The 17,416-nt window shown below is 32.8% G+C and carries 16 protein-coding genes; 6 read left to right on the plus strand and 10 right to left on the minus strand.

Features of this window, described 5'->3' with window-relative positions:
- The coding region (locus VGE71_RS09730) for a hypothetical protein (protein WP_331138155.1) at window positions 1–1,281 on the minus strand (1,281 nt) is incomplete at its 3' end.
- 218 nt (window positions 1,282–1,499) lie between these two features.
- Between VGE71_RS09730 and VGE71_RS09735 the strand changes: the two genes are divergently transcribed.
- Window positions 1,500–2,855: a UDP-N-acetylmuramate--L-alanine ligase gene (locus VGE71_RS09735; protein ID WP_331138156.1), complete on the plus strand. Its 1,356-nt coding sequence runs from the start codon at window positions 1,500–1,502 to the stop codon at window positions 2,853–2,855.
- 93 nt (window positions 2,856–2,948) lie between these two features.
- On the opposite strand, the gene VGE71_RS23300 is transcribed toward VGE71_RS09735, so the two are convergent.
- Window positions 2,949–3,224: a DUF1287 domain-containing protein gene (locus VGE71_RS23300; protein WP_414656169.1), complete on the minus strand. Its 276-nt coding sequence runs from the start codon at window positions 3,222–3,224 to the stop codon at window positions 2,949–2,951.
- 45 nt (window positions 3,225–3,269) lie between these two features.
- Here VGE71_RS23300 and radC point away from each other — a divergent pair, with 45 nt between their 5' ends.
- The 3 genes from radC to VGE71_RS09755 are packed head-to-tail and all read left to right on the plus strand — an operon-like array spanning window position 3,270 to window position 5,422.
- Window positions 3,270–3,959: a RadC family protein gene (gene radC, locus VGE71_RS09745; RefSeq protein ID WP_331138157.1), complete on the plus strand. Its 690-nt coding sequence runs from the start codon at window positions 3,270–3,272 to the stop codon at window positions 3,957–3,959.
- Window positions 3,960–3,962: 3 nt separating this feature from the next.
- On the plus strand, window positions 3,963–4,649 hold the full coding sequence (locus tag VGE71_RS09750; RefSeq protein ID WP_331138158.1) for a YjjG family noncanonical pyrimidine nucleotidase: 687 nt from the start codon (window positions 3,963–3,965) through the stop codon (window positions 4,647–4,649).
- A complete protein-coding gene (locus tag VGE71_RS09755) occupies window positions 4,649–5,422 on the plus strand; it encodes a hypothetical protein (RefSeq protein WP_331138159.1) in 774 nt (257 codons plus the stop codon). The genes VGE71_RS09750 and VGE71_RS09755 overlap by 1 nt, the downstream gene beginning before the upstream one ends.
- A 16-nt stretch (window positions 5,423–5,438) precedes the next feature.
- On the opposite strand, the gene VGE71_RS09760 is transcribed toward VGE71_RS09755, so the two are convergent.
- Window positions 5,439–6,716: a replication-associated recombination protein A gene (locus VGE71_RS09760; protein WP_331138160.1), complete on the minus strand. Its 1,278-nt coding sequence runs from the start codon at window positions 6,714–6,716 to the stop codon at window positions 5,439–5,441.
- Window positions 6,717–6,882: 166 nt separating this feature from the next.
- On the opposite strand from VGE71_RS09760, the gene VGE71_RS09765 reads away from it, so the two are divergent.
- The gene (locus VGE71_RS09765) at window positions 6,883–7,644 is read left to right on the plus strand and encodes a rhomboid family intramembrane serine protease (RefSeq protein WP_331138161.1); all 762 of its coding nucleotides are present in this window, start codon (window positions 6,883–6,885) and stop codon (window positions 7,642–7,644) included.
- A gap of 61 nt (window positions 7,645–7,705) precedes the next feature.
- Window positions 7,706–8,212: a hypothetical protein gene (locus tag VGE71_RS09770; protein WP_331138162.1), complete on the plus strand. Its 507-nt coding sequence runs from the start codon at window positions 7,706–7,708 to the stop codon at window positions 8,210–8,212.
- Here VGE71_RS09770 and VGE71_RS09775 read toward each other — a convergent pair whose 3' ends face one another.
- From VGE71_RS09775 to VGE71_RS09805, 7 genes are all read right to left on the minus strand, one after another.
- Entirely contained in the window at window positions 8,213–9,019 is an 807-nt protein-coding gene (locus VGE71_RS09775) for a DUF2490 domain-containing protein (RefSeq protein WP_331138163.1), read from the minus strand.
- 49 nt (window positions 9,020–9,068) lie between these two features.
- Window positions 9,069–9,803, minus strand: coding sequence for a 23S rRNA (guanosine(2251)-2'-O)-methyltransferase RlmB (gene rlmB, locus VGE71_RS09780; RefSeq protein WP_331138164.1), 735 nt, complete (start codon window positions 9,801–9,803; stop codon window positions 9,069–9,071).
- Window positions 9,804–9,887: 84 nt separating this feature from the next.
- On the minus strand, window positions 9,888–10,382 hold the full coding sequence (locus tag VGE71_RS09785; protein WP_331138165.1) for a lipid-binding protein: 495 nt from the start codon (window positions 10,380–10,382) through the stop codon (window positions 9,888–9,890).
- A 57-nt stretch (window positions 10,383–10,439) separates the two neighbouring features.
- The gene (locus VGE71_RS09790; RefSeq protein ID WP_331138166.1) at window positions 10,440–11,075 is read right to left on the minus strand and encodes a DUF5011 domain-containing protein; all 636 of its coding nucleotides are present in this window, start codon (window positions 11,073–11,075) and stop codon (window positions 10,440–10,442) included.
- Window positions 11,076–11,087: 12 nt separating this feature from the next.
- Window positions 11,088–12,530, minus strand: a complete 1,443-nt coding sequence (locus VGE71_RS09795; protein ID WP_331138167.1) for a SusD/RagB family nutrient-binding outer membrane lipoprotein — start codon at window positions 12,528–12,530, stop codon at window positions 11,088–11,090.
- 16 nt (window positions 12,531–12,546) lie between these two features.
- Window positions 12,547–15,738 carry a SusC/RagA family TonB-linked outer membrane protein gene (locus VGE71_RS09800; RefSeq protein WP_331138168.1) on the minus strand — a complete coding sequence of 1,064 codons (3,192 nt, stop codon included), beginning with the start codon at window positions 15,736–15,738 and terminating at the stop codon, window positions 12,547–12,549.
- An 84-nt stretch (window positions 15,739–15,822) separates the two neighbouring features.
- Window positions 15,823–17,416: hypothetical protein (locus tag VGE71_RS09805; RefSeq protein WP_414656168.1), on the minus strand; the 1,594-nt coding region annotated here is incomplete at its 5' end.

Below are 17,416 nucleotides of genomic sequence, written 5' to 3' on the forward strand. Positions count from 1 at the left end.
TTCGAAATAGTCTTTTTTATTGGTCAGGGTATAAGATTGTGTAACAACTGGTTTGTAGTTTTTTACAATAGTATCTCTAATTCCATCTCTTGTGCGATAAGATATTCTGAATTCATCTAATACCTTTTGATCAATTTTATAAAATGAAATTTTTAGATTTTCTACATTTTTGTATTGAACAAAGGCTCTTGTGTTTTCTTTATTGTAAATATATTTTTGAAGCTGGACGTTTATACTTTTGTATAAAATGTTTTCTTTTTTCTGAACAGCTAACTTATAAGCATTCGATCGATTATTGATTTTTAAAATACTGTCTAAAGTTTGAATTGCTTTTATATAATTATTCGGATTGCTCTGTTTTGAAGCTTTAAGAGCTAAATAATTTGCTTTTTCTAATTGAATATTTTGAATTAACAATATATCAATTGTGTTTTTTTGGAGAAGTTCTAACGCCTGAATATATTCTTGATCTTCATCAATTAGGAATTTTTTTGAAAACTGAATTCTTTTCCAGACATTCTCAGTTGTTGGTTTATTGTTTTCTAGTTTTTGATATAATTTAAGCGTCAGTTTTAGATCTGAGTTTTTAACAGAATCGAAATTTATTTTTACAAAATCATTTGATTTTCCTAGAAGCTCTTTTTTAAAACTTAAAAAATCACTTCTTTTAATTTCCCAATTGCGAATTCTTTGAGATAGAAGCGTAATGTTTTCCTCTATTGCATAATCTAAAACGCTAAGTGTTTTGAAGTTTTCTATCGTTGTGTAATCAAAAATAGTCTCATATTTAGTTAACGGAGTATTTTTTAAAATCGCTTCGTTTTCTAAAGAATTCTCTAAAGCCAGTTCGATTTGAGTTGTAAAATTATTTTTTGTCCAAGTAAAGAAATCGGTGTCTACTTCACTAATATTTGTTCTCTGATTAATTTTATATTGATTTCGGTTATAATAATCGGCAAGACATTTTGCGTACACCAAATTCAATATTGATTTTGATGGAACCGAAACGCGGTTAATGTCAGTTTTAAGATTGTTTAAAATTTTAGTTTGCGCATTTTCATCTAGAATAATTAGATATTTAGATTGATAAAAAAAGCATCTTATCATCTCGGTTTCCTCTTTTCTGCTTATAGCTTTTTTATAGATTTTGTCAACAATTTCATTGGCTGATTTAATTTTGCCTTCATTTTCTAGAGCAATAACGTTGTCCCATTTTTTATCGGTCTTTTGTCCAAAAAGTGAAGCAGAAATCAATAAGAATACTAAAAGTATATTTTTCATAAAAAAGAGTTTTTATTCTATAGATGATTCGATTTAAAAAAAGGTTGGGAAAAGGATTGAATTTTTAAAAATAATTTTCGTACAAAGTACTAATTTATCTCCAAAACCAAATGTGACATATTATATTTCCTTATTTTTGAAGAATAATTATTTGAGTTTAATTAGTTATTTACCATTTCGATTAACCGATTAAACAGTTTAACGATTAAACATTTTAAATGAAAACACATTTCATCGCGATTGGCGGAAGCGCAATGCATAATCTTGCATTGGCATTACATAATAAAGGATATCAGGTTACAGGAAGCGACGATGCTATTTTTGAACCTTCAAAATCTAGATTGGAAAAAAAAGGAATTCTTCCTGCAGAAATGGGCTGGTTTCCGGAAAAAATTACTTCAGATATTGATGCTATTATTTTAGGAATGCACGCAAAAGCAGATAATCCTGAATTGTTAAAAGCACAGGAATTAGGTTTGAAAATTTATTCGTATCCTGAATTTTTATACGAACAATCTAAAAATAAAACGCGTGTTGTAATTGGTGGTTCTCACGGAAAAACTACCATCACTTCTATGATTCTTCATGTAATGCACTACCATAATATTGCAGTCGATTATATGGTTGGCGCACAATTGGAGGGGTTTGATACGATGGTGCACTTAACAGAAGAAAATGATTTTATGGTTTTGGAAGGAGATGAATATTTATCTTCACCAATTGACAGACGTCCAAAATTTCATTTATATCAGCCAAACATTGCTTTGATTTCTGGAATTGCCTGGGATCATATTAATGTTTTTCCAACTTATGAAAACTATGTGGAGCAGTTTGAGATTTTCATCGAAAAAATTACAAACGGCGGAATTTTAGTTTACAATGAAAATGATTCTGAAGTAAAACGCGTTGCAGAAGCTGCCACAAATCCGATTCGAAAAATTGCTTATTCAACTCCAGAATATTCTGTGAGTGATGGAGTGACTTTATTAAAAACTCCAGAAGGGGATATGCCAATTGAAGTTTTTGGAGCGCACAACTTGAATAACTTAGCTGGAGCAAAATGGATCTGCCAAAATATGGGTGTTGACGAAGCTGATTTTTACGAAGCAATTGCCAGTTTTAAAGGAGCTTCTAAACGTTTGGAAAAAATTGCCGAAGGAAAAGGAAAAGTAGCTTACAAAGATTTTGCACATTCACCAAGTAAAGTTGCTGCGACAACAAAAGCAGTAAAAGAACAATATCCGAACAGAACTTTAGTTGCTTGTTTAGAATTGCATACTTACAGTAGTTTGAATGCTGAATTTTTAAAAGAATATGAAGGAGCTTTAGAATATGCCGATGTTGCAGTTGTTTTTTATTCGCCAGATGCAGTAAAAATCAAACAACTTGAAGAAGTAACTTACGAGCAAATCGCAAAAGCATTCAATAGAGAAGATTTAATAATTTATACGAATCCGGCTGAATTTAAAGAATATTTATTCAACTTAAATTTAGATAATTCTGCGCTTTTATTAATGAGCTCAGGAAATTATGGAGGTTTAAATTTTGACGAAGTAAAAGGATTGATTGAGTAATGAATCAATTAGGGAATTAAATAATGTGTCAATTGCTTTGCAGTTGGCACATTTTTTTTTAAAAATTATCTAATTTTCATGTAGGTACATTATTTAATTAGAAGTTCCTTCATATTTAAAATGACCAACAATTTTATAGTCAAATAAACAATCTTCTAGAACTTTTCCGCCTCCAAGATTATGAACAATTAAATTTCGTTTTCCGTCTTTAGATTTTTTATTGGTTACTATTCCAATATGCGAAAGTTTTTGATTCTTTTTGCTGACACGAAATGAAAAATAAGAAGAGTAAGTTGCAATGATTTCATTTTGAGAGAATTTATTTTTAAATATAAGATTTTTTAAAATGTATTGTTGTTTTTGAAAGATTTTTCTTGTATTTTATATATATTCGCTTCCTAAATTTTTATGATTATGGATGGAGGACATTTTGCAATAAGAGATTGGTCAGAAGATGATAAACCTCGTGAAAAATTAATGCATAAAGGAAAGGATGTTTTAAGTGATGCCGAATTATTGGCCATTGTAATTGGTTCTGGAAGCCGTAACGAATCTGCGGTTGCATTAAGCCAGCGTATTTTAGCTAACGTCGGAGGATTAAATTCTTTGGCAAAATTGTCTATCGCACAATTAATGAAATTTAAAGGAATAGGAGAGGCAAAAGCAGTTACAATTGTCGCGGCTCTTGAATTATGTGCACGACGAAGATCTGAAAAAGCTGAAGAAACAGTAAAAATAACTTCCAGTAAAATAGTTTATAATATGATGCAGCCCTTAATTGGAGAATTATCTCACGAAGAATTTTGGGTGCTTTTTCTTAATAATTCAAATAATGTAATTTCTAAGTCACAATTAAGTAAAGGTGGAATTGCGGGTACAACTGTTGATATCAGGTTGATTTTTAAATTGGCATTCGAAAAATGTGCTACGGGATTGATTTTGTGCCATAATCATCCTTCGGGAACTTTGATTCCAAGTGATGCCGATAAACAAATTACCAAAAAGATTCGCGAGGCAGGAAATAAGTTAGATGTTAAAGTTTTGGATCATTTGATTATTACTGAATCAAAATATTATAGTTTTGTAGATGAAGGAATATTTTAATACATGAATACCACAATTACAGATGTCTTTTTTGACTTAGATCATACACTTTGGGATTTTGATAAAAATTCGGAGATGGCTTTTGATCGTATATTTAAAAGCAAATATCAGGAGATTATTACCGAAGATTTTATTAAAGAATATATTCCGATAAATCAGGAATGTTGGAGACTTTATCAGAATGATAAAATTACACATCAGGAATTACGTTTTAATCGTTTGAAGTTTTCTTTTGACGCTTTGAATTATGTAATTTCTGAAGAGAATATTTTAGAAATTGCCAATGATTATATTGAGTTTCTGACTGACAATAATTATCTGTTTGACGGAGCCATTGAAGTTTTGGAGTATTTGAAACCCAAATACAAACTTCATATTATTACAAACGGTTTTGCTAATGTTCAGGAAAAGAAAATCAATAATGCTTCATTAGGGAGTTACTTTAGTACTATAACAAATTCGGAGTTAGCAGGAGTTAAAAAGCCAAATAGTATTATATTTGATTACGCTTTGAATTTGGCTAACGCTTCCAAACAAAATAGTATTATGATTGGAGATGATTTTGAAGCCGACATAACAGGTGCTTTAAACGCAGGTTTAGATGCAATCTATTTTAATGAAAAAAAGCTGGATGTTTCCGGAGATTATAAACAAATTAACCATTTATTAGAACTAAAAAAATATTTATAATGATGAAGATTAAATTTTTACTTACTGCAATTTTATGTTCAGTTGTTGGATTTGCGCAGTCTGTCAATGATTACAAAGCTGTAATTGTACCTTTGAAATATGATTTTATGAAGACCGATAATCAATATCGTATGGCAACCTTAAGCAAGTCAAACCTTGTGAAAGCTGGTTTTGAAGCTTTTTATACAAATGAACAACTTCCTGATGGATATACAGACCGTTGCCAGGTTTTGTACATGGATGTCATAAAAGACAATGCTTTTTTAGTAACGAAACTTAGTGTACAGTTTAAAGATTGTTTTGGACAAGTAGTTTATACTTCAGAGGTTGGAAGAAGTAAAGAGAAAGATTATGATTTAGCTTATAGAGAATCACTAGATAATGCTTTTAAATCAGTTCAGGCATTACATTATAAATATAGCGGTACTCCAGTAACAGTTTCTAGAACTCCAGTTGCTACGCAAGTTCCTGTAGCTGCAACTGCGGCAGCAACTACTGTTACGGCAACTCAAGTTGTGGCAGTGGCGACTCCATCACCAGATTTAAAAGATCCAAACTTATTGTACGCGCAGCCAACAGAATCAGGTTATCAGTTAATTGATAAAACTCCAAAAGTGGTAATGAAGCTTCTTAAAACTTCTCAGCCAAATGTTTATATCGCTATAAAAGATAACGTTCAAGGTTCTTTAATCTTAAAACAAGATGGACAATGGTATTTTGAATCTTATCAAAATGACAAATTGGTTTCAGAAAAAATTACAGTTAAATTTTAAAAACATAAAATAAGACTTAATAGTCATATTTATCTTTCCAACGGTTCTTTAGAAATTCGCGGGTACTATTCTCTCTAGAATTGTTCCCAGGATTGTAAAGAACCGTTTCTTTTATAGCATCTGGTAAGAATTCCTGTTCAGCAAAATTATTTGCATAATCGTGCGAGTATTTATATTCATCACCATAACCTAATTCTTTCATTAGTTTGGTTGGTGCATTTCGCAAATGAATTGGTACAGGCAAATCGCCAGTTTGTTTTACCAATTGCTGTGCATTTCCAATAGCCATATAAGATGCATTGCTTTTAGGAGATGTAGCCAGATAAATGGCACATTGGCTTAAAATAATTCGGCTTTCTGGATATCCGATAGTGGTAACAGCCTGAAAAGTATTATTGGCCATGATAAGAGCAGTCGGATTTGCATTGCCTATATCTTCACTTGCGAGAATTAACATTCTTCTGGCAATAAATTTTACATCTTCGCCTCCTTCAATCATTCTCGCCAACCAATAAACTGCACCATTTGGATCGCTGCCTCGCATTGATTTTATAAAAGCAGAAACAATATCGTAATGTTGTTCTCCAGTTTTATCATAAAGTACCGTATTTTGTTGTACTAATTCTAAAACACGATCGTTGGTTATGGTGATTTCATCCCCAGCTGAAGCATTAATAACAAGTTCAAAGACATTTAGAAGTTTTCTTCCGTCGCCACCAGAAATACGTAATAAAGCTTCCGTTTCCTTAAGGTTTATTTTTTTTGTCAATAAATAGGCGTCAGTTTTTATGGCGCGTTCTAATAAAGCTTCTAAATCGGCTTTTGTAAACGCATTTAGTATATAAACCTGGCAACGTGACAATAATGCAGGAATTACTTCAAAACTTGGGTTTTCTGTTGTGGCACCAACTAATGTTATCCAACCTTTTTCTACCGCAGCTAAAAGTGAGTCTTGTTGTGATTTGCTAAATCGGTGAATCTCATCAATAAACAGGATCGGGTTTTTGGCAGTAAAAAGTCCACCGCTTTGTTTTGCTTTTTCAATAACATCACGAATATCTTTTACACCTGAATTTATGGCACTCAAAATGTAAAAAGGACGTTTTGATTCTTGTGCAATAATTTGTGCAAGCGTTGTTTTACCTGTTCCTGGAGGTCCCCAAAATATCAAAGAAGGAATTATCCCTTTTGAAATTTGCTGTGTTAAAGATCCAGTTGGACCAACCAAATGTTGTTGACTAATATAATCTTCTAATTTTTGCGGACGAATGCGCTCTGCTAACGGTGCTTCCATTTTACAAAATTACTGTTTTTTAATTTTAGATTTTGTCTCCTGAAAGTTAAAACAATTCAGAATTAGAAGGATTGTTACAATCTGAGACAGTTTTTAATATGACAAATTATCAGTAAAATATTTTTGGATAGTTTTTTGAGTCCTTACAATTGTTATTTAGAAAACTATGAACGATACTAATTTTAAATTTTCAAATTCGGTTATTGGACTTCCATTGTTTTTTGTCCTTTTATTGTGGACTGTGTATTGGTTGCAGATTCGATTCGATTTCGATTTTTATCAATACGGAATTTACCCAAGAGATTTATTAGGTTTAAGGGGAGTTTTGTTAAGTCCTTTTATTCATGAAAATTCAGAACATTTGTATAACAATACTTTTCCGCTTTTGATATTGCTTTCAGCCATTCAGTATTTTTATCCAAAACAAACATTTGGAGTTATCGCTTACGGAATATTGTTTTCAGGATTAATTACTTGGGTTGTTGGTCGGGAGAATTACCATATTGGAGCCAGTGGTTTGATTTATGTTTTGGTAAGTTTTATTTTCTTTAAAGGAATTCAAACCGGTTATTACAGATTAGTTGCTTTGTCTTTAACAGTTGTAATACTTTACGGAGGTGTAATTTGGTATGTTTTTCCAGATGTTGATCAATCCATTTCGTGGGAAGGACATTTAGCTGGTTTTATAACAGGTTTTGCTTTGACATTATTTTATAAGACTCCTGAGTATGCCAAACCGATTGTATACGATTGGCAGCGACCGGATTTCGATCCTTCGACAGATGCTTTTATGAAACATTTTGATGAAAATGGAAACTTTGTCAATATTTCTCGTGATGAGGAAGAAGATCAGATTGATTATTTTTCGTCAAGTCATCCGATCAATTATATTTTTATAAGAAAAACAGATGCGGAAGACGAAATTTAGTTTGCTGTTTTTCTAGATTAAATGAGTAAATTTGTTTAGTAACAATTTAATTTACAGAGTTATGAATAAAATGAAGCTATTGGTTTTGTTCTTGTATTTTGTTTTTAACAATGCAATTAGTGCTCAATGTGAAATTAAAAATAGGGTACAGGCAGACGGAAGTATGATGTATTTTTTTGAACCGGCTGTATTTTATACTACCAAATCAAAATCTTTAAAAATTAATATTGTTACCGATAAAGAGCATTATTTTGTAGCATTACAGCCAACTCCATTTCCAGACAAGAAAATTGGAAAGAAGATAAAAGATGATTTAATTATTCATTTAGCAAATAATAATACTTATAAGCTGGCGCATTACGATACACAATACCGAGAAAATGACTCGGTAATGCAGGTTCTTTATTTAATTGATAATAAAGATCTGAAGGCATTTTCAAATTATGAAGCTGTGACCGCCGAGATCAATATGGCAGGGACGGAGTTTATAAGAAGTTATAATTTTAAACTTCATAAAAAGGCTATAAGTGAACAACTTCAATGTTTTCTAAAAGAAGAAGAAAAGTAATTATTGATCTTCGTCTTTTATTTCCTGATTATGTTTGCTCGCAATTTTCTTCTTAAGATTTCTGAGAAGATTATTGAAACTAATGTTAAGTGAAGCGGCATTTGTTGTTTGATTGCCTTTATTTCGTGGTAAATATTCATTACAATAGCTAAGTTCAATCTGAATGTCATCTGTAAATAAATATCCTGCGCCAATATTCAATCTGTTTCTGTCAAAGAAACTTTCTCCTGTAACTTTTGCTCCGGATTTTAAATATATCTCATCTGAAGCAACTGCGTAAATCACACCCTCTCTTAAAATTTTACTATTTATGGGTTGTAAATACTTTATTTGTTGCCGGTATCGAAATACATTTTCATAATCGTCGTCTTGGTTTCTCATGTGACGAAATTCGGTACGCATTCTGGTGCTTAAAGTATAACCTGTTTTATGAAAGTAATAAATTCCCTGAAGTGCAAAGCGCCATTCTGGAGATTCAAATTGCCCAATTTCGGGAACATCTTTATTGTTGTAATAGGCTAGGAAAGTAGAGAATTTCCATCTGGATGAGTAGTAGTAATGTGCCCAACCGCGTAAAGATCTTTGAATCGTATTTTCAAATATGTTGGATGTAGATTCGGTACTGCTATAAGTAGTTCCTAAATCTATTTCTGTTGACCATTTTTTACTAAGAGTTTGATTGAATTGAATCTCATTCCAAAATTGGCCGTAAGTAGTATTTTGTCCGTAGCTGTTTGTAATCATTAAAATTACAAACAGACATCGAACAATTTGTATTATTTGTATTGGATTAGATTTTGAAAGCATTAATTAAAGTTTTTTAATTATTCATTCTAATCTTCATTCTCAATTAAATTTAACTTCTTTGACGAACAGTTTCGTATAAAAATGCGCCGCAGGCAACAGAAACGTTTAAAGAACCAATTGAACCGAACATTGGTAGTTTTGCTTTTTCATCTACAATTTTTAAGACAGAAGGGTTTATTCCTCGATCTTCAGAACCCATAATTATAGCAACAGGATCAGCTAATGAAACATCATAAATATTCTGATCTGTTTTTTCTGTCGCTGCTACTGTTTTAATTCCCGAACCTTGCAAATAAAAAATAGCATCTTTAATATGTTCTACTTTACAGATTGGAACATTAAATACAGCTCCGGCTGATGTTTTAACAGTGTCTCCGTTTACGGGTGCCGAACCCGCTTTTTGAACAATAATTCCATTTACTCCAGTACATTCTGCAGTTCTGATAATTGCACCAAAGTTTCGGGCATCAGAAATCTGATCTAATATTAAAAATAAAGGTTTTTTTCCAGATTCGATAGTAGATTCAACAAGGTGTTCCAAATCAATAAAACCGATAGGAGAGATAGTTGCTACTGCACCCTGATGATTATTTGGAGTAAGACGGTTTAGTTTTTCTACAGGAACATAAGAGAAGTTAACGTTTGCACGTTTCATAACCTTCATTAAATCTTTCATTAGTTCTCCAGAAATGTCTTTTTGTATAAAGACTTTGTCTACTTCCTTTCCTGCCTGAATTGCTTCTATAATGGCTCTAATGCCAAATATTTGATGTTCTTTTTCCATAGGACAAATATAGGTAATATGTTTCTATAAAAAAACCGCTCTGAATTAACAGAGCGGTTTAAATAAAATGCTTTATACAGCTTTTTAGTGTTCGTCTTCAATGAAACCAGTTCTTTTGTATCCTTTTACTTCGTAAATGGTTCCTGGGTCATCTGAGAATTCAGCTTTAAAATAAATACCATCAACAGTATGGCCTCCAGTAGATGTAGCACCATTCTTAGTAATTTTTCCCTCTGTGATGTTTACATTTACCTCATATGTTTCAATAACGTCAGGTGTTGCAGCAACATCGTCTACTACACTACTTGCTAAGTTATTTCCTGCAAATGACATTGAACTAAGAGTTAGGGGTGTTTTTACTTTAAAGCCCCATACGTTGAAAAGATGATCATCAATCCAGAACTCTTTTCCATCATTTGCTGCTGTGTTAAAAGTAGAAATAAGTCCATAGTCTGATACTACTGTTCCATTTCTTAATGTCTGAACGTACCAATCTCCTGCCATTGATTCAGTCGATGTTCCTCCTGGATCTGTGTCGCCCACTTCGTCACAAGATACAAAAGCCGTAAGTACAAACATTACTGCAAGTACACGTGTTATATTTAGTTTTAATTTTTTCATTTTAATATTTTTAAATTATCGTTTAAATATTCTTTCAGCTGTACCAAAGACTGATGAAGCATAAATAACCCATTTCCAGTTGTTTTTGTCTGTTATGGTTCCAACATTACTTTCAGCAGAAATTCCAGATTTAGAAGCGTTTTCAGTATACGGAGCATAGATTTGTTTGTCATCTATGTTGTAGAAAACCAAAGTTATATTGTCATTTGCAACGTTATATCCTGTTGCATTATCACAAACATATTTTCTATCTTCTAATTTTGTAACGTTGTTAACGTTTGCACCTCTAACAAAAGATCCTTCTAGATTTATTGTACTTGGCTGGTTACTTAAAATTACAACTGTACGTACTAAAGAAGCAGGGAAGCCATCACTGTTTAAAGCAGAGTAAGTTAATTTATAAACTCCAGGTTTATTTGTGTCAACCGTACCAGCGATTTTTACTTCAAGTGTTTTTCCATCAGCTTCAGCGTCTACACCGTTTTCAGTGTAAGTCTGTCCTTGTGTAAGCACAACTAATGCATTTCCGTTCATTGTTAGGTTAGCATAGTAAGTAACCTGAGAAACATTTGCACTAGAATCTGCGTCACAAGAAGTAAATAATAATCCTGAAACTAGGACTACCATTAATTGTATAAATATTTTTTTCATGATCTATTATTATTAGTTAACGTCCCACCAAACTTTTGCTGTGATTAATTTAGCAGCAGGTGCATTTGGGTTTCTAGTTGTTACAACGTTTGGTAAAACAATTCTTCTTGGGAAAACATTACCTGTTTTAGTTTCAACAGCAATAGCTAATTGACCAGGAACGTAAGCTTCGTCTGATTGTTTTACTGCAGATTCTCTTGGGAATCCAGTTCTGTTTTGCTCTAAGAATGACTCGTAACCATTACCAGGGAAACTTGCAATCCATTTTTGAGTGATAATAGCTTCAACTTGAGCAGGTACTCCTGATGCAGGGAATGCATATTTTCCTCCAGTAGTTAAGAAGGTTGCAGCAGTTGCTTCAGTTTGTCCAAATCTTACCATAGCAGCAGTAACAGCAGCATCATATTTAGCTTTTGCACCAGCACCACCAAAATATCTTGTAAGTGCTTCAGCTTGTAAAAAGTTACTTTCTTCTTTACTAATAAAGAAAACTGGAGTTAAAGGGCTTAATTGAACTAAAGATAAGTTAGGAACAGATGTATTGTTCCAGTCACCTTGATTGTTAGGGTTTCCAGGTTGTGCGTAGTATTTAGCCAAACGTGGATCATTGTTAAGTGATAAGTAAGAAAACATAGTTTTACTAGCTCTCAAGTTCAATGTAGTGTTTAATTGTCTTCTATCAGACTCATAAAGTGGATTACTTCTGTCAGCTGCATCTTCGAATTGAGTCATAGCTGCATCTTCATTTAAAAATTCTGCACCAGAATTAATTAAACTTGTAATTCCAGATTGAGCAAGAGTAGGATTAACTTCTGTTAATCTCATGTGTAATTTTAGTAATAAAGTATTACCAAATCTTGTCCATTTTGCCATATCTCCTGCAAAAATGAAATCATCTTTACCTGGTTTGTCTCCTACAGAAGCACTTAGATTTTTTGATAAAGCTGATTTCAAATCAGCAATCATTAAATCGTAAGTTTCTTTTCCTGTATTAAATTTAGGCTGTAAAATGTTAACGTTATTAGCTTCAGCATAAGGAATGTCGTCATAAACGTCAGTTAAAACCTGAGAACCTTCAACTTCAAGGATGGTTGCCATTAGGTAATAGTTCCAGTTTTCTTCTTTTTCTGCCTGAGCTTTTACAACTCTAATGTCGTTCAAAGCATCGTACATTGCACTATAAGCAGCTGCATAGTTATTTGCTCCGATACTGTAGCTATCAATATCACGGTATTGGTTAGAAGTAGGGTTTTGTGTCCAAAATTGAGACCAAAAACCTCCGATTATAGCGTAGTATGATCCTTGTGCACCAGCAAGACCTGCAATACCTGCAGGAAATATTGTGCTATTTGCTTGTCCAGGAGGCAATGCATCCGGGTCTCTATTAATGTCAAATGTTTCATCACATGACACTAATAAGAAAAGAGCTGTTATTAATGTTGCTATCTTTTTCATTTTTCTATATTTATTTTTAGAATGATAATTTTAAAACTCCACCTACAGATCTTTGTGATGGGTTAGCTCCGAATTCTCCTAAGTCTGAAAGTACACCTGTACCGTAAGTACTTACCTCTGGATCAACGTATGGGTTTTCGCCTGGAGTCCACATAAATAAGTTTCTTGCATAGACACCAACTGTAATTTTGTTTAGTCCCATGTTTTTACTTAATGCAGAAGGGAAATCATAGTTTAAATTTACCTCTCTTAATCTTACAAAAGTTTTGTCAATAACGTGAGTGTTTTCAATTGCTAAGTTACTTTGAGTGTTGTAGTAGTTAGCAACGTTCTCGAATGAAACTGGAGTAGTATTTTCTACATAAGATACAGACCCATCAGGAGCAACAATCTCGTTAACAGAGTTTGGTACAATGAAAGGAGCTCTGTCGTTGTAAGTAGTTTCAATACCATTTCCTACGAAGTGAGCCAATCTTTTTGTGTAAGAGTACATGTCTCCACCTTGTTTCCAGTCTAAAGATAAACCTAAGTTAAAGTTTTTGTATTTAAATGTGTTTTGTAATCCCATAACGAAATCACGTTGTGCATTTCCAATTCTTTGAACCTGAGTTGTGTTTACATCAATTCCTGTTGTAGCACTAACAATTGGTTGTCCGCTTGGAGTTGTTTTAGTTACTAATGAATAGTAAGAACCGATTGGTTGTCCTTTTTCAGCTGAGAAAGTTACTCCATAAGCAGTTGCTAAATCAATTCTGTCAAAACCTTCAGCTAGCTTAGTAACTTCGTTAAGGTTTTTAGTAAATGTATAAGTTAAGCTCCAAGTAAAGTCTTGGTTTTTAATAGGGCTTGCAGTAACAGAAAGCTCGATACCTTTGTTAACAATGTCACCAGCGTTGATTGCTTTTTGTGTAAAACCAGTAGATGGATCTAATGGTAAGTTAACAATTAAATCAGATGTTGTTTTGTGGTATAAAGCAATATCATAACTAATTCTGTTTTTAAAGAAAGATCCTTCAGCACCTACTTCGTACTCAACTGTACTTTCTGGTTTTAATTCTGAATTTCCTAATCTTCCAGAAGCTTCGTAGAAACTTACCCCTCCAATTGGAGATGCAATGATTCCAAAGTTAGCAGCTGCTGAACCAGAAATGTATGAGTTTTCAGTTGCATATGGGTTAGTGTCGTTTGCAATTTTAGAAGCTGCACCTCTTAATTTTAAGAAAGTGTTTCCATTATCAATTACAATAGCACCTAATGATAATGCTGGGTAGAAATAAGCATTGTTACCAATTGGTAATGTAGATGTAACATCTTCTCTACCTGTAATTGTAGCAAAATATCTGTTTTTGAAAGCAAATTCAGCAGATGCGTAAACAGCTCCAGTTTTTCTTAAAGTATTAGCTTGAGTAATAACAGGTCTTACCGCAGAGTTAGAAAGCTCGTAGTATCCTGGTATTCCTAAGTTAGTGATTGAGTTAATCAATCTGTCACTCTCTCTTCTGTTGTAGTTAAAACCACCTAAAAGATTTAAGGTCCAGTCTTCTCCTAAGTTTGTGTTGTAGTTTAAGTTGAAGAATGTATCAAACTCAGAGTATTCAGATCTTGATTCTGTAACACCACCTACCGTTAAACTTCCTGCGATATCCTGTGGACTTCCTGGTAAGTAGTTAACAATTGCTCCGTGACTTTTTAATCTTTCAGTTCTAAAGTTACCTCCAATTTGCCATGAAGCAGTTAATTTGTCAGTAATTTTATAGCTTAAGTTAGCATTTCCAAAAATGTTGTTTCCGTAAATTTTAGTGCTATTCTCGTTAATCGTAAAATATGGATTTGAAGAGTAAGGAGTGAAATAGTAAGAAGGAGAGTTGAAAGGATTGTTTTTGTAATCTTTCAAATCTACGATACTAACATCAGTAGGGATTTGTAATAAATCTTGTTGTAATGTAGAACCTTCTCCAGCATCGTCTCCTTGACCTGTATTAACAACACTTTGATCTTTGTAGATATAGTTTAAAGATGTTCTTAAAGTAAATCTTTTACCTTTTAATCCTCCGTTGAATCCTAAAGATTGTTTTTTGTATAAATCAGCATCAGTAGGTACAACCCCGTCACTGTTTACATTAGAGAAAATTAAAGAGAAATCAGAAGTGTCTCCACCACCACTTAGGTTTACAGATTGTGTAGATAAAATACCAGTGTTGTAGAACTCTCTAACATTGTCTTTTAATGCAACGTAAGGTTTGATTTGTTGACTGTTTTCGTAAACAGTTCCCCATGGTCTAACTTCACCGTTAAATTTAGGTCCCCAAGAACCATTTTCGTTACTTGGTCCGTTTCCAGTATAACCTTGTCCATTCCATCCTTGTCCAAATTCGCTTTGTAAGTGAGGAACTCTCGCAACTTGACTTAATTCAGTTGAAGCTAACATGTCAACTTTAATACCTGAGTTTGCTTTACCTTTTTTAGTAGTAATGATAATTACACCACCTCCAGCTCTAGATCCGTATAATGCAGAAGCAGCAGCTCCTTTAAGTACGGTCATGCTCTCAATGTTGTTTGGGTCAAGGTCACTTACACCGTTACCAGCATCATATGATCTGCTGATAGATGCAACTCCATTGTTACTAGTACCTGTAGAAGTGTTGTTGATTGGAGATCCATCAACTACATAAAGAGGTCCTGAGTTACCTGTAATAGTGTTTAGACCACGAATGATTACTTTTGTAGCAGCTCCTGGTTGTGATGGTGCAGTAATGTCAACCCCAGCAATTTTACCAGAAAGTGTTTCGAAAGGGTTTGTGTTTACTACCTGAGTAATTGCATCTGATTTTAAAGTTGTAGTTGCGTATCCAAGAGATTTTTTCTCTCTTTTGATACCGAAAGCTGTTACAACTACGCCTTCAAGTTCTTGTGCTCCTGCATCTGCTAATTTTACATTAACAGTTGAAGAACTTGCAGCTACTTCTTGAGTTTTCATCCCAATGTAGCTAAATACCAAAACTTGGCTTGGTGATACTTTGATCGAAAATTTACCATCAAAGTCAGTTTGTGTTCCCGTTTTTGTTCCTTTAACTAATACACTAACACCCGGTAAAGGCATTCCTGCATTATCAGAAACTGTCCCAGAAACAGCTCTTTCTTGCGCAAATGACAATTGCGCAACTAGTACTAGTAAAAGTACTAGGAATCCATTGAACTTTAGTTTCATTTTTAAATATTTTGAATTAGTATCGCAAAACTCTTAATAATTTGTTAACTTTCCTAATAAAAAAAATATTTTTTTCGTTAAACATCAAAATTTAACATTATAACATATGTTTATGATAGTGTTATATAATTGCAAATCTGAAGTTTTTTCTCCTCCATTTGTAAGGTTTATTTTTAATAAGCCATTTGGGGTTTGAACGGTCGTTCCAATGCCTATTCCTATTAATTTTTTTATTTGATTTTTGTTTGAAACGCTTGTGAGATCTTGGTATAATGCGTAATCTAGAATGGAGTTGATGTATAGGCTTTTTGAAGCTAAATATCTGTATTCTGTAAGAATCATTGCAGTGAAGTTAGCTTGTAGACTGTTTTCTAAAAAACCTCTAATTGAATTCATTCCTCCAAAACGAAATAATTCATTAGAAATATAGTTCTGGCTTTTTAAGATATAATTTTGTGAATTTATGTTAATGAAATTCTTAGGATTTAACTCAAAATTATATTTGAGATTGAGATTCGCAAATAACTGATTACTTGTGCCAACTGTTTCGGGGCTGCTGTTTGTATCTCGTTTTCCAAATCCTAATGTGGTATATATATATGCTTTGTTAAGGAATATCGGGTTTTGATAATCTGCTTTCTGGTAATCAAAAGTTGTTGTGAGATAAGAGTTGTTGAAATCACTAATTGTAGAATTGTTGGTGTTTTGAATGTCACTCGATTCTGTTGATTGATATCCGATGTAAAGTTTTGAATTGTAGTTTAAGTAATAACCTAAATTGATATCGGTCTTGGTGTTTTGAAAAGTACTGTCTTGTTTGAAGATGTTTAATTGCGCTTTAATTCCGATAGGAGATTGAAATAGGTATGGAATTTCAATTTTAGTATTAAAGGTTTTTTGTTGGTTTCCATCACTTTTCCAGTATAATGAAAATTTTTCTCCGGCATGTAGTGTGTTGATTAATGAAATGTCTAAATATCCATTTAGAACTAGTTTTTTATTTTCGTCATTTGAAAAACCAATATATCCATCAAAAGTGTTGGCTTTTCTTTTTTCGATGTAGGTGTAGATTTTTGTTGAATCTTTGGTGAAAAGTATTTCGGGGTATTTGGTCTGGGAGATAAATTCAAAGCTGTTAAGGTCGTTGTGTATGTTCTTGATGATATCCTGATTGAAAGTTCTGTTGATGTACTTTTTGTTTAATTGTTTTAAGGCTCCTTCTGGGAAATAATCTTTAGAATTCGTATTTGTGTAATTTACAATAATAGAATTTAAGTTTCTTTTTTTTTCGGAATCAAGATTTAAATCGGCATAAATTGCGGAATTCTTTTTGGTGATATTTTTCAATTTTATTTTTGTGAAGGCAAAACCGGCTTTTTCTTTGTTTGAAATCTCCTGATTGAGAAAGTTTTCTAATTCAGAGTAAGGAATTATCAAGCTGTCTTTGGTGGAGTTTTTTTGGTCATAAAATAGATCGTTTATACCTATATATATATGTACTTCTTTTATCTTGTTTTTTAAGTCGATTATTGCAGTGAAAGTACTGTCGTTTGTTTTTTTGTTTTCCAGTATTTCAGAGTCTATATATCCTTGTTTTGTTAGTTGGTTGTTGACTTTTGTGATTTCGTTATAAAGAGATTTCAGGTTAGGGTGCTTTTTGATATATGATATATAATAA

Origin of the sequence: Flavobacterium sp., from assembly GCF_036405015.1 — a bacterium.
Classification (GTDB): Bacteria; Bacteroidota; Bacteroidia; order Flavobacteriales; family Flavobacteriaceae; genus Flavobacterium.

Coding starts and splice junctions, on each gene's coding strand:
- VGE71_RS09750 (WP_331138158.1), top strand. CDS start 3,963: ATGAATACCACAATTACAGATGTCTTTTTTGACTTAGATCATACACTT.
- VGE71_RS09765 (WP_331138161.1), top strand. CDS start 6,883: ATGAACGATACTAATTTTAAATTTTCAAATTCGGTTATTGGACTTCCA.
- VGE71_RS09800 (WP_331138168.1), bottom strand. CDS start 15,738: ATGAAACTAAAGTTCAATGGATTCCTAGTACTTTTACTAGTACTAGTT.
- VGE71_RS09755 (WP_331138159.1), top strand. CDS start 4,649: ATGATGAAGATTAAATTTTTACTTACTGCAATTTTATGTTCAGTTGTT.
- VGE71_RS09770 (WP_331138162.1), top strand. CDS start 7,706: ATGAATAAAATGAAGCTATTGGTTTTGTTCTTGTATTTTGTTTTTAAC.
- VGE71_RS09790 (WP_331138166.1), bottom strand. CDS start 11,075: ATGAAAAAAATATTTATACAATTAATGGTAGTCCTAGTTTCAGGATTA.
- radC (WP_331138157.1), top strand. CDS start 3,270: ATGGATGGAGGACATTTTGCAATAAGAGATTGGTCAGAAGATGATAAA.
- VGE71_RS09735 (WP_331138156.1), top strand. CDS start 1,500: ATGAAAACACATTTCATCGCGATTGGCGGAAGCGCAATGCATAATCTT.
- VGE71_RS09795 (WP_331138167.1), bottom strand. CDS start 12,530: ATGAAAAAGATAGCAACATTAATAACAGCTCTTTTCTTATTAGTGTCA.
- VGE71_RS09775 (WP_331138163.1), bottom strand. CDS start 9,019: ATGCTTTCAAAATCTAATCCAATACAAATAATACAAATTGTTCGATGT.
- VGE71_RS09760 (WP_331138160.1), bottom strand. CDS start 6,716: ATGGAAGCACCGTTAGCAGAGCGCATTCGTCCGCAAAAATTAGAAGAT.
- rlmB (WP_331138164.1), bottom strand. CDS start 9,803: ATGGAAAAAGAACATCAAATATTTGGCATTAGAGCCATTATAGAAGCA.
- VGE71_RS09785 (WP_331138165.1), bottom strand. CDS start 10,382: ATGTTTGTACTTACGGCTTTTGTATCTTGTGACGAAGTGGGCGACACA.